Source organism: Microbulbifer discodermiae (genome assembly GCF_040742695.1).
GTDB lineage: Bacteria > Pseudomonadota > Gammaproteobacteria > Pseudomonadales > Cellvibrionaceae > Microbulbifer.
The window spans coordinates 1-14,558 of sequence record NZ_JBFLAB010000028.1 but is presented as its reverse complement, the minus strand read 5'-3'; the positions used below and the strand labels follow the sequence as shown (position 1 = coordinate 14,558).

2 protein-coding genes are annotated in these 14,558 nt (G+C 54.2%); both read right to left on the bottom strand.

Annotated elements, in window-relative coordinates; translation table 11 throughout:
* Positions 1-9: 9 nt before the first annotated feature.
* Positions 10-12,246, bottom strand: coding sequence for an amino acid adenylation domain-containing protein (locus AB1S50_RS11445; RefSeq protein WP_367150837.1), 12,237 nt, complete (start codon positions 12,244-12,246; stop codon positions 10-12).
* Positions 12,227-14,558: non-ribosomal peptide synthetase (locus tag AB1S50_RS11440; RefSeq protein ID WP_367150835.1), on the bottom strand; the 2,332-nt coding region annotated here is incomplete at its 5' end. The genes AB1S50_RS11445 and AB1S50_RS11440, both read right to left, overlap by 20 nt.

Sequence of the window (14,558 nt, the reverse complement as noted above, 5' to 3'; positions counted from 1 at the left end):
AAACTGGACCTAAAATGATCCCTCTTCAACCTCTTCATCATTTTGCACGTTATCAAGAATTTTCTGTGTATGTCTAAGTTGGGCTTTATCCAGTTCTAACTCGACAAGATTCGCAAACTCTTGCAGCGTCTGATATTCAAACATTTTGGCGACGGGAAGATCAATGCCGAACTCACCACGCAAATAGTTGTTGAAACGCATCATCAGCAGGGAGTGTCCACCAAGATTCCAGAAATTATCTCCCACGCCTACTCTGTCGCAGTTAAACATCTGTTGCCAGTACTCGCTCAATTGCCGTTCTACCGCTGAGTTCGGCGCAATGTAAGCAGTCTCGGGTTGCTCCAGACGCATAGCGCTGAGGGCGCGAACATCAATTTTACCACCGACCGTCAGGGGAAAAGCCCCAAGGGTGACGATTCCTGTCGGCACCATGTAGGCGGGAACTCGGGACTGTAAAAATTCACGCGCGGCATTCCCCAAATTCTGTTGATCGCTAACAATGTAGGCCATCAAATATTTATTGTCGGGCTCATCTTGCCGGGCGAGAACCACAGCACTTTTGACACCATCCATTTGCAGCAACAGGGATTCAATTTCACCCAGCTCAATGCGGAAGCCGCGGATTTTAACCTGGTGGTCAATACGCCCTAGATATTCAAGATCGCCGTTTTCGAGAAAACGTCCGAGATCGCCGGTTTTATATAGGCGATCCCCCTCGCAGTGGGGGTTGCTCAAAAACTTTTGCTGTGTCAATTCGTCACGACGCAAATATCCCTGGGTTACGCCGCTGCCGCCAACGTATATTTCCCCGGGAACGCCAGTGGGAACCGGTGCAAGATGCTGATCGAGCAAATACAGTCCTAAATCATCAATTTTCCGACCTATGTTAACGACAGAAGATAACTCAAGATCCTGGCGACCGAGACGTTTAAACGTCACATGGACCGTGGTTTCGGTGATGCCATACATATTAATTAACTGTACAGTGTTTTCATCGTGGCGATCAAACCAGGGCAACAGTCGTTCCGGCTCCAACGCTTCACCACCGAGAATTACAGCGCGCAACGCGAGGGCAAGCTCCGCCTCTCTATCGATGTCCACCAGCTGGTTAAACAGCGTCGGTGTTTGGTTGAGTATCGTGACTCTCTGCTTAGATAACAGGTGATAAAAGTCGCGAGGGGATTGAGCAACAGAAGACGGAACCACAACCAGTGACCCTCCATGGCACAAAGCACCAAACATCTCCCATACTGAAAAGTCAAAGGCGTAAGAGTGAAACAGAGTCCATACATCCTCGCGGGAAAATTGAAAATGTCTATCTGTGGCGAGAAACAAACGAACGACATTGCGGTGGCTAACCAATGCCCCTTTGGGATTTCCCGTGGAACCCGAAGTGTAAATAATATACGCCAAATCCTCTGCAGCGCTTTTAATCAGCGCCGTTGACTGGATTTCGAGGTGGGAGGGGCTCGATGCAGAAGCCTTTCTGGGAGTGTCCAGAGTTATGCACTCAAACAGTCTTTCGGCGCTCAACTTACCGATTAAATTCTGTGTAGTTACCACGAGATCGAGTTCGGCATCGTCAATTATGTAAGCAATGCGGTGCTCCGGCTGTGTGGGGTCCAGCGGAACATATGCCGCCCCAGCCTTGAGGATGGCGAGGATAGCGATTACGACATCAGGCGAGCGTTCCAGGCAAAGTCCTACTCGCGCGCCGCTGCTGGCACTCGCCGCACACAAATGATGGGCAAGCCAATCCGCCCGGTGATTAAGCTCCGAGTAGGTTAAATGGGCGGCGCATCCACCTGTATTGGTAACCACTAGTGCCGTGGCCTCCGGCTGCCATTCAGCCTGGCGCTCAAATAACGCTTCGATGCGGTCACAACAGGGATGGTCGACCACAGTATTCCACTGATGTAAAAGCCTTGTGGTTTCGGCTTCACCCAGCAGACGTCCTTTGTGGATGGGATCTTCGTTCTCTCCCAGCGCTTGCTCGAGAATATTGCGCATGTAGTGCTCAATACGCGCGCGAAACGCCTCGTGGAATACGCCGCCATCCAAACTCAAACTCAGTTCAAAACGTTGCTGCGATTCATTTTTGTGCACATCCATCAACAGGAAATAATTGGTGTCACTAAAGCCCCCCACTTTAACCGGACCACCTGCAGAGGGTTCGCTTTCCGAAGTGGAAGACGCTACAGACTCATTTCCTGTTTGTTGCCCTGCTCGTTGCCAGTTGGTGAAATTAAACAGAGACCCGGAAAATTCGTAACCTGTCAAGCGCTGTATTTCAGCCAGGGGATAGTGTCGGTGGGCATGCTGCTCGCGCAACTCCCGGTCCACAGCCGCGATGAATTCTCGCCAGCTTTTTTCACGCAAACTGACACTCACGGGCAACACATTGAGAAATACGCCGACCATGCTCTCGCCGCCGGCGATTTCAGGCCTCCCCTGGGTCGCCACGGGGCCGGCCACCTCATCGCTGCCGTCAAGTAGTGCTAGCAACACCAGGTAACAGGCACACCACAGGCTTTTCTCTTGCACGCCGAGCTGCTTACTCAACTCAACCACACGGTCGTGATCGTCTTTTGTCACATCCCAGGCAATCACGCCACTAGCGGACTTCTTGGCTGTCACCCACCAGGGCAAACGCATTCCTTCTACTTTCTCGAGCCAGTAATCACGCTGTTCCTGTGATTCAATGGCTTCGAGTTCACGCACAATAAATTCATTGTAAGAGGAAAGTGCTCTTTTTTCAGGCAGCTGGTGGTGATCTATGAGTTGGCGATAGACCTGATAAAGCTCGTAGGTACAACTTTCCAAACTCCAGCCATCCCAAAGGGCATGATGTACATACATACCCAGCAAAAATGTCTGATCCGGTAGCAAATGCGCTGTCGCACTCCATAGCCCGACAGTCGTGTCAATACCTTCGCGCTTTTGTTCCTGCATCCATACTTCAAGCGCAGGGCCGACCTCATCAGGGTCTGCATCACGCATATTGTTAACACATACTTGGGGACGCTGGTGAGTCGGGATTATCTGTAAAGGACGCTCTGCGTGCACAAAATACACACTTTTCAGTATCGGGTGGACCGACATCAGATGCTCAAGTGCTCGCTCAAATACTGCTTGATCCCAGCGGATATCAAACTGATAAATTTGCAGATTTTCGTAAAGATTCAGACCGGGCTGTTTAAGGGCCAGCAATACCATGCCTTCCTGCATCATGGAAAGAGGAAAAGCGTCTTCGACACAGCCCTTACCATAATGTTCGTCAATCGCGTGCTTTTCTTCTTTAGTAATCAAGGTAAATGGCTCGAGCTTACGCGCTGTTTCCCGCATGAAGGCCCCTCTGTCCACCCCTTCGGCCAAAGTGGCAATCGTCGGGTAGACAAATAAGTCTTTTACAGAAAAATGAAGCCCTCTTTTATTGGCCTCGGCAACCAGAGCAATAGAACGAATGGAATCGCCACCTAAGGAAAAATAATTATCCTGCACGCCAACTCTATCGAGATCAAGATGTTTCTGCCACACCTCACATAGGGTTTTTTCCGTCGGTGTACTCGGCGCAACAAAATGCCTATTGCGCCCTTGATCAGGTTCAGGTAGTGCGGCCCTGTCCACCAAGCCATTGGTTTTGCGCGGTAAATTGTCCATGCAGACCACGGTATTTGGCAGAGGCAGCAATGCCTTTTGATAGCGCAAATAACTCAGTACTTTACCAGCCGAACTACCTCTGTCGATCTTCTCCTGCGGCACCATATACAGGTGCCAGCTCCTTCGGTTCTGCTCATGTCTGGATGTCAAAGCAAATTCACGATTTAGGGACCAAGCTTCCAGATGTGGCCTCAGTACGGAATAGGAAAGATAGTTTGACTGTTGAGCAACAGCTGGAAAATCCACTTCATATGAATCCTGGTCGACATAGATTTCTCTTTCCCCGCGAGCCAGTTGGCGAAGAGTTTGCAGACATACCGCCAGTTGTCGGTTTAATGGTGCAAATATCCATTGCTCAAGGACTTGCGTGGCCAAAGACTCTTGCCTTTGTTCATGAATCAGTAAAGACAGCGACTCCCCGGAAATCAACTGGGTCTCAATTTCACCCATGTCATTCTGAAGAAACAGACAAACAGACGTGCGCTTTGGCTCCTCGAGAACCCTCGGTATGTGAGCGCCCTTAAGGCACTCATCAGCGCTAAGCCAGTTAAGCTCTTTGTATTCACCACTTCGCTTCAGATTCTCCAGTCCCGGCGAATCCACCACCACACCATCGAGTTCAACGATATCCAGTAATGCCTCAACGTGCAATTCAGGCAATCGTGTGTCGAGCGGTACAACACACCCGCCCAAGTATTGTGAAGCCAACAAGGCGGGTAGCAGCGTTTCCACTGTATCCAGATGCAAGCCGATTCTACTTCCTTCACCCAAACCATTATCCAGAAGGTAAGAGGCGAACAGTTGGGTACGTCGATTAATTTCGCAGAAGTCCCAGGCGGTGCCCGAGGAAATAAAGGCCGTACCACTTTCACTCATATCGCGTAGGGACGCAAACCAGGGAGCGATAGAGGATGTATTTGACTCTAGAGGCTTTAGATTAGTGGCGACAAGCCCATCGGTGTTTTCCTTTTTACTCGGACGCCGATAATCCTGTACTCGCATCTTCGGCGCAGTAATAATTTTTTGCAATAATTCCTCATACTCACGCAATATTTTAATCACGCTCGCTTCATCAAATAGATCGGTGTTGTACTCCATGCCGCCCTGAAGCCCTTCAGGTCCGTCATGAAGAGTAAAAGTAATATCGAAGCGAGAGACGCCCTCATTAGCAGAACCTGTGTTATCACCATCAAATGCCAGGGGCTCGATGGAAAAGTCCGGCAACGCGACGCGCTCAGTGGGCGTGTTTTGTAGTGCAAACATCACTTGGAATAGCGGTGAGTGAGAGGGGTCACGATTGGGGTTTAACTCTTCCACTAAATGTTCGAAAGGCACATCCTGATATGCGTAACTCTCCAGGGCCGTTTCACGTACTTGTTTTAGCACATCCACAAAGCGCGGGTTGTGATAGAGGTTGACACGCATAACAAGGGTGTTGACAAAAAAGCCTATCAGGCTTTCTTGGGCTTTGTGCGTGCGGTTGGCAATGGGCGAGCCCACCGCCAGATCTTTTTGTCCGCTATAGCGGCTGAGTAATACGCTAAAAGCTGACAATAAGGTCATATACAGGGTAACCCCCTGCTCCTGACTAAAGGCTTTGAGCTCATTGCTCAATGATGTGGACATCCTGATCGGAGTAAAACTGCCCCTGAAGGTCTGCTCTGCTGGACGTGGCCGATCCGTGGGAAAACTACACAGCGGCGGCAGATCTTCTAATTTTTTCTGCCAGTAGCCAAGCTGTGATTGGAGCTGTCCATCATCAAAACTTTTTCGTTGCCATACGGCGAAGTCCGCGTATTGGATGGGCAGGGGTGCAAGAGGGTTATCACCGTCTTGTTTAAACGCCTGATACAGGGTCACCAGTTCTTCAAAAAACACACCTAGGGACCAACCGTCAGAAATACTGTGGTGCATGGTCACCAACAACGCATGGGACTGGCTCTCTCGGCAAAAAACTAGACGTATTCTGCATAAACTGTCACGCTGCAAGTCAAAGGGATACACCCGCTCCCGATACGCCAGCTCACGGACAGCTGCTTCACTCTCAATAATCTCAAGATCAATGGTTTGCCCTTTATCCGCCTCAATACGCTGCGTGACGACATCGCCCTCCTGCACAAAACGCGTACGCAATACTTCGTGGCGACGAATAATTTCCGTCAGGGCTAGGGTCAGCGCTGCAACCTTCACATCACCGCTCAAGCGCAGGGCCAGAGGCATGTTGTAAACGGCATTGGGGCCCATGTAACTACTCAAAAACCACAGCCGCTGTTGAGCGTATGAAAGAGGCAGGGGTTGACTTCGGTCCACAGGAGCGAGGGGCTGAGTACGGCCTTGTGCGTTCAAAATAACAGCGTCAATGGCGGCCGCCTGATCGCGCAATATTGAGGTTTCAAACAGCGCTCGCACTGGAAACTCGATGGCGAAGAGCTCGCGAATTCTCGCCCCCAATTGCATGACTAACAGGGAGTGCCCCCCGCGTTGAAAGAAATGTTCGTCGCGCCCAATACTTTTTCTTTGTAGTAACCCGCACCAGATATTTGCCAGCAGTTCTTCCGTTGCGTTTTGGTGACGCACATGCGTGGACGGCGCGCTGCTCAATTCGGGGGCAGGTAAGGAGGAGCGGTCAACTTTGCCGTTCTCTGTCAGCTCAAAACGCTCAACGACCACCAGCGCAGCCGGCAACATATGGCTTGGTAGTTGCGCTGTGGCAAGCGCAAGCAGGGCTTCGGTCAAGGCTTCTCGTGCCTCTTTGTCACAAGGTGCATTGACAAAACAGTTACCGACAGCGACATAGGCTATCAATTCGACACCGTCTGTCCCATGCCTGACAGTTACCACGGCATCCTCAACTTGAGCGTGGCTTACAAGTAGGGCCTGAAGTTCTCCGGGCTCAACACGAAAGCCGCGAATTTTAACTTGCTCATCAACACGTCCGGCAAATTCCAGCTTGTTCTCGCTTGCCTCGCCTTGTGGAATTCGCCTGACAAGGTCACCGGTGCGATAAAGGCGTGCGCCGCCTTCGCTGACAAAGGGATTTGGTATGAATTTTTCCGCTGTCAGCCTTGGATTGTTCAAATATCCATGGGCAAGCCCTTCTCCACCTATGCACAGTTCACCGAATACGCCGGTCGGCAGTAGATTTTGGCCGCTCATCACATAAGTTGTTTTACCACTCAGTGCGGTGCCAATAGGAGCAATTCCCGCTTTCACCGCGTGGTGGTCCAACTCGCAACACACGGCAAAGGTGGTGGTTTCCGTTGGGCCGTAACCGTTTAAAACCTTCGCGGGCTTGTGGTCAATAATGTCTTTTAAGGTATCTAATGGAAAGGCTTCTCCACCAACTATGAGAGCCCTGAGGCTTGCAAACGCATCTTTTTTCTCAAGCGATACGCGTTTAAACAAAGCCGCTGTCATAAATCCTGCAGATATTTTGTATTGTAATAACAATTGCGCAAGGGTTTCACTGTCCAATATCTGGTGTTTATCCAGCACAACCAAGCGGCCACCGGCCATTAGGATGGGCCAGACTTCAAAGGTGAGCGCATCGAAGGCATAATTTGCGATTTGCGCGACGACATCATTGCGACTTACGGCTATCGCGTTGTCATTCCTGGCCAAGTGTAAAATATTGTCGTGGTCGATCAATACGCCCTTGGGCCTACCACTGCTGCCGGAGGTGTAATTGATATAGGCGAGTTGTCGACCATTGAACAGCCTCGCCAAGGCTATTTTATGCGCCTCGTACGCCACACGACACGCCCGGGCGATATCTAAACGGGGAACATCGGCAAAGGCATCGACCTCCGTGGTAAACGGGTGTACCAGAACCAAGTCCAGTTCGCTGTCCCGCACCATAAATTCCAGGCGTTGAGGTGGATATTCCGGGTCCAAAGGCACATAACAGGCACCTGCTTTTAAAGTCGCCAGCAGCCCGATAATTAAATCTGCTGAACGTTCGACACAGATACCGACCTTCGACCCGACCCTTATGCCTTGGTCCGCAAGGGCACAGGCGAGGTTATCAGATCGACGATCTAGCTCCCGATAGCTAAGACTCGTGTTTCCATGCACCAGGGCAATGGTATCCCCCTGGTGTTTCGCTTTATGCTGAAAGTGCTGATGCACACCCAGAGCGCCCGTGTCCTGGACATTGCATTGAGCCGGCGCCCCAAGCTCTGGGTGTTCTCTTTTTAGCAAGGCCGACAGATCGATCTTACTTCCAGTTTGCGAGAGAAGGACACGGGTAATGTCCAATACATAGTTTTGCAGTCGCTGGCGAAAGCGGCCGTTAAAAATTTTCGTGTCTAGGCTAAGGTCAAAACCAAACTGTTGCCGTTGTTCATCTTTGTAGACGTCCATTAGTAACAGATAATCGGTCTCCGCCCAACCGCCAAGTTTGGTAGGCGCGACGGTATTATATTCGGGATTAGCTTGCCCTACGGCAGGCGTATCTTCAAAGGCGGCACTGTCCCCCCCGTAATATACGTGCCAGTTGGTGTAATTAAACAAGGTTGCGGAAAAATCTAGGCCGCTATCTTTTTGCATTTGCGCCACCGGGTAGTTCCGATGGCGGTGTTGTTCACGCAGGACTTGGTCTACGCTAAGGATAAACTCTGACCAGGATAGCCCACAATGAGAAACCTTAAGAGGCAGGGCGTTGACAAAAACCCCCACCATTTTATCCCCATCAGGTATTTCCGGGCGTCCCTGACTGGCCACCAGTCCGAGTATTTTATCCGAGCCGTTTAACAGGTGAAGTAAAATCAGGTAGACGGAACACCAGAGGCTCTTTTCCTGCACACCGAGCCGTGCTGCGCATTGCATTACCTGAGCACTTGTCTCGTCGCTTATTGCACTGGACATACGCAAACTTGGAGCTTTTTCGCGCCCGCTCCACCAGGGCAGGTGCGCGCCTTGCAAGGTGGACTGCCAGTACTGCTGCTGCTCCTTCGAGGCCAGGGCCTGCTGCTCAAGGGCGATAAAGCGATTGTACGAAGGCAAAGGCGTATAGACGGGCAATGTCTCACCCCGGCGCAGGCGGGCGTAGGTGCCATAGAGTTCGGTGGTAAAACTCTCCAGGCTCCAGCCGTCCCACAGGGCGTGGTGAATAAACATACCGTAGATAAAACGCGTATCTGACAGCACCTGTACTGTTCCCCGCCAGACTTCCACCGTGGTGTCGATGCCCGCGGCTTTTTCCGCGTCCATCCACTGGTCCACGCGCGCTTTGATTTCCTCTTCGCTGCGTTCACCGCCATGCTCATCGCGCAGATCAATCACCCGCAGGTTCGGCTTTTTGTTTTTTAACACTAACTGCAGAGGGCGCTCACCTGCGAGGTGGTAGACGCTTTTCAACATCGGGTGCTTGTCCATCAGGTAGGCCAGCGCACGTTCGAACAGGGGCCCATCCCAGGCATCGGATACGTGGTAAATCTGCAGGTTTTCGTACACGTTGAGGTGGCGCTGTTTGAGAGCCAGCAGCACCATACCCTGCTGCATCATCGACAGCGGAAAGGCGTCCTCCAGAGTGGATAAGGCCGTGTGCTCTTCAAGGGCACTGCGCTCACTCTCGCTGAGCAGAGAGAAGGGGGCGATGGCTTCCCCCTCGTCTACACCAGTGGCACCGCCGGCATCAATAGCGGCTGCCAGGCTTCTAACCGTGGGGTGTTCGAACAGGTCGGTGATGGCAAAGGTCAGCCCGGCCGCATTGGCCTCTGCCACCAGGGCGATGGAGCGGATGGAATCTCCACCCAATACAAAGTAGTTGTCTTCCACACCGATATTGTCGCGCTCCAGCTTCTCTTGCCAGAGGGCGAGCAGCCGGGCTTCGGTATCAGTGGCCGGAGGAACTGGCAGGGAGTCACTGCCCCCACGTTCGGGTTCCGGCAGGGCCCGGCGATCCAGGCGCCCGCTGGCCTCGCGCGGCAGGCCCTCAAGAGCGACAAAGGCCTCCGGCAGAGCCTGGCCTGTCAGGCGCAAATGCCGGCGCAGACGCGACCACAGGAGTCCCTTGTCCTCGCTCTCGGCCCACTCACCACAGGGCACCACATAGGCCACCCGACAGGGCGGCTGATCACGCCACAGTACCGCGGCCTCGCTGATCTCTTCGTGGCGGTTCAAAGCCTCAGTGGCCGCCGCCGTAGCGGAATTGGCCGGAAGTTGTGAAGAGCCCTGCGGCGACTCGACGGCAACAATCTCCACAACATCGTCGCGACAGTGGGGAATGGCTGGCAGACCGCTGGAATGACAATCGCGCTTTAAAGAGGCCGCGCCCAAAAACTCAGAACACTTATCGCCCTCGCCAAGATCCACATTTAACCAGTGCAGTTCTCCCACAACACCGGGCGCCGCCAACTGGCCGTGCCGGTCGAGCACACAGGCGCCCATGGCCGGGCTTAGGGTCTCGGCGGGCTCACCGCCCACCCACTGCTGCGCCAGCCGCAAGCAGGCCAGGCTGAGAGCATCCAGCCCCTCACCCCACCAGCGGCGCTCGTAGCGGGCCAGGCACGCCAGGGTGCCATGGCTCAGCGTCTCGCCACTGGCCACACCATTAACACGGTAATAGCGCAGGGCCTTCTGGGTGGGATTGAGTTCGGTCGTGGCCGCCCCGACACTCTGCTCGGCATCGGATGTGGTTGAGAGCAAAGACTCGAGAGCCAGGACGGGAACACCCCTCAAGGCGGCCAGATGCTCTGAGCCCGAAGCGTCACCGAGGATAGCCGCCAGGCCGCTGTCCTCAACACGATATTGCAGGGCCAGGGTTGGCAGATTCGCGTCCAGGGGGACCACTGTCGCCCCGGCCCGCCACAGCCCCAGCAAGGCCGCAGCCAGGTGCTCCCCATCACTGCCCAGACACAGGCCGATGGGTCGGCCCAGGTCGAGCTGAGTCTCATTCCCAACCGCCCGGGCCAGGGTCTGCGCTTTCCGCTCAAGCTCCTGGTCCGCTATTGGCCCGGTGATAGAAGCCAGCAAAGCGCCGGGTTCCTGTGGGGGAAGGGGCATCAGCGCCCCTTGCTCGGCCTCGCTCAAAAACACTAACTGCGAGAGACGCTGTTCCGGCGACGCCACCATGGCCGCCAGCAGTCGCTGGTAGTGATCCAGCCAGCGCGCGATGGTGGCGGCCTCGAACAGGTCGCTGTTGTACTCCATGCCACCTTCAATACCTGCGGCACCCTCGTGCAGGGTCAGGGTCAGATCAAAGCGTGAGATACCCTCCCGCTGACCATCGAAAGTCAGCAGTTCAAGCTCAAGGCCCGGCAGAGAAACGCTGTCACTGTGAGATTTTTGCAGCGCAAACATCACCTGAAACAAAGGAGAGTGCTGGATATCTCGCTCGGGACTGAGTTCATCTACGAGCATTTCGAAAGGGATGTCCTGATGGGCATAAGCCTGCAAGGACAGCTCTTTCGTCCGCGCCAAAAACTCGGTAAAGGGTAAATCCTCACGCAAGTCAATGCGCAAGACCAGACTGTTGACAAAAAAGCCGATCAGTCCTTCGGTCTCCTTGCGCGTGCGGTTGGCGATGGGTGTACCAATAGCAAATTCTTGTTGCCCGCTGTAGCGGCCCAGGAGAACAGCGAAGGCCGCCAGCGTGGTCATATACAGCGTGGCACTTTGCTCGCGGCTGAAATTCTCCAACTTTTCGAGTAACTGCCGAGGCAGTTGAAGGTTTTTAAAATGACCGCGAAAACTCTGTTGCTGGGGGCGCGCCCGGTCCAGAGGCAAGTGCAGCACCGGTGGCAAGTCGTCGAGCTGATGGCGCCAATAGTGCAACTGTTTTTCCAGTATTTCGCCCTTTAACCATTGACGCTGCCAGTGGGCATAGTCTGCGTATTGAATGGGTAACGGTGGCAGCGGCGAGGCCCGCCCAAGGTCAAATGCCTGATAAAGCGTCACCAGCTCCTGAAGCAACACGCCCTGGGACCAGCCGTCGGAAACACTGTGATGCATAACAACCAGCAGTATATAGCTGTTATCTTCGACACAATGAAGCAGCCGTGAGCGACATAGCAGATCTTTTGTCACATCAAATGGAAAAGACATCTCCCCTTCAGAAATCTCTTTTACTTCATTTACCGTTGATATTTTTTCCAGAGCGATATCAGGTACATCCGCCTCAATCATTTGCACAGCATCGCCATCGATGGTCTGAAAACGCGTGCGCAAACTCTCGTGCCGCTGAACAATACTCTCGATTGCTTTGATTAAAGCATTCTCATTGACCTGCCCACGCACCCGTAGTGCCAGTGGCAGATTATAGACGGCACTGGCACCGGTGTACTGCCCCAGGAACCACAGGCGCTGCTGCGCGTAAGAGAGCACTTTCGCTTTAGAAGGATTGAGCTTTTCAATTTCAAGTTCGTATTTTTTATACGAAAAATTCGAGAGAAAAATAATAACTTCTTCTCGATTTTCTTTTAGCAACTGTACAATTTCTGCAGGAATTTTTTTCTTCTGCGAGATAACTTTAAGGCGGCCTTCATTGAGCGTGACTTTCACGCCGTGATCTTTACAAGTATTTAAAACATCTACTGGATTCATTGTCATCTTTATTTTTTGGACTTTAAATTTCGATTTCGTCAAACGCGACACTGCCTTCGGAGTCGTCGTCGTTTGCATCTCCGATCATATAGCCGATCACTTTGCCAAGTTCGCAAATAGAGGGGTTTTCAAAAAACACGCGGATAGGGATTTCAAGGTGAAATTCATCGTGAATATCACTGAGCAGCTGAACCGCCAAAAGTGAGTGGCCGCCGATAACAAAAAAATTGTCATGGCGTCCAATGGAAGGGCATTTCAACAAGTTTTGCCAAAGTTTCTCCAAACGCTCCTCGCATTCCCCTTCCGGAGGGAGCTGAGCCATCTGGGGGAGGATCTCTGCCGGCAGCGGCAGTTTTCGCCGATCCACTTTGCCGTTGTCCGTTAAAGGCAACTGTTCGAGAGGCACGATAAAGGAGGGCAACATATACGACGGCAGGCGCTCGGCCAGGTATTCGCGCAGGGCACTGACCTCTTCAGCGCTCTTTTCAGCACTCGCCGCTTCCGTATCGCCCCCACGCATCACAACATAGGCCACCAGGCGGGCGTCTCCAGGCTCGTCCCCTGAATCCGCGCTGTTTTGCACCACGGCCACCGCATCTTGCACCTGGACGTGCTGCTGCAGCGCAGTCTCCACCTCTCCAAGCTCAATCCGAAAACCGCGCACCTTAACCTGCTGGTCTATACGCCCCAGGCACTCCAAGGCCCCACCACTACCAGGCAGCAGTCGACCCAAGTCGCCAGTGCAGTAGAGGCGCTCGCCGGGAGTCTGTGCATAGGGGTTGGGCACGAAGCGCAGAGCGCTAAGATCCGGCTGTTTGAAATAGCCCGGTGACAGGCCCGCACCGCCGATGTGGACTTCCCCCACCACCCCTTCGGGGCAGAGCTGACCCTCGCGGTCGAGAATATAGAGCTGGGTGTTGTGGATGGGGCGGCCGATGGGCACTGAGCCCCCCGAGGTCAAACCCGCATCCAGCGCCTGCACCGCCGACCACACGCAGGTTTCCGTGGGACCATACATGTTCCACAGGCTACCGACTTTATCTACCAGGGTCGCGGCCAGCGCCGGGGGGACGGCCTCCCCGCCCACCAGTGCCGCAAGTTGGGAACGCCCGGGCCAACCGCTTTGCAACAACAATTTCCAGGTCACCGGCGTGGCCTGCATCAGGCTGATGTGCTGGTCCGCAAGTGCCGCAGCCAACCAGTCGCCCTGCATCACACGCTCCTCGGGCACAATGCTCACGCAGGCGCCGACGCTCAGGGGCAACAACAGTTCCAGCAGGGCGATATCAAAAGACAAGGTGGTGACCGCGAGCAAACGGTCGCGGGCTTTGATGCCGGGCGCAGCCTGCATACTCGAGAGAAAATTCACCGCGTTGGCGTGGGTGAGACGCACGCCCTTGGGCTGGCCGGTGCTGCCTGAAGTATAAATAACATAGGCCAGCTGATCGGGGTGCACGGGAAGCTCAGGCGCAGACTCTACACCCGTCGCTGGCAGGCGATCCAGGTCGATGCGGTGCGACACCTGGGCCACACCAACGGCACCCGAGGCGCTCAAGGCCTGTTGGGTCACCAGGGTACGAATACCGCTGTGGCTCAACACATGGGCCAGTCGCTTGGGCGGGTAGGCGGGATCCAGGGGCACGTAACAGGCGCCGGCCTTGAGGATGCCGAGCATGCCCACCACCATCAACGGTGAGCGGTGGACGCAGAGGCCCACGGGCGTTTCCGGCTCCACACCGGCCGCGATCAAATGCTGGGCCAAACCATTGGCGCGGCGGTCCAGTTCGCCGTAGGTCAGCTGCTGATCCTGACAAACCAGGGCCACTGCATCGGGTCGCGCCTGCGCCCGGACCTCCAGCAGACCGTGCAGCGTCTGCGCGGGAAAGGCTGCCCCATTGTCATTCCACAGCTCAAGCTGCTGCCGGCGCTCCTCGCCACTCAGCAATTCCAGATGCGACACCGGCAGCGCCGGCGAAGCCACTGCGGCACTCAGCAGGCGCTGGTAGTGGTCCAGCATGCGCTCAATCGTGACGCGGTCAAACAAGTCGGTGTTGTACTCCATCCCCCCGCGCAAGCCCGTTTCTGTCTCCGACAGATTGAACGTGATGTCATAGCGCGAGATCCCCTCCTGATCATCGGCCATGGACTCGCAACTCAGTGCCAGCTCGTCCAACGCCACGTCGTCCACCGGGGTGTTCACCAGGGAGAAAGACACCTGAAACAGGGGCGAGTAGCTCACGCTGCGCTCCGGGTTCAACTCGTCCACCAGCCGTTCAAAAGGAATGTCCTGGTGGGCGTGGGCATCCAGGGTTGTCTCCCGGGTGGCGCGCAATAGTTCGATAAACGAGGGGTCC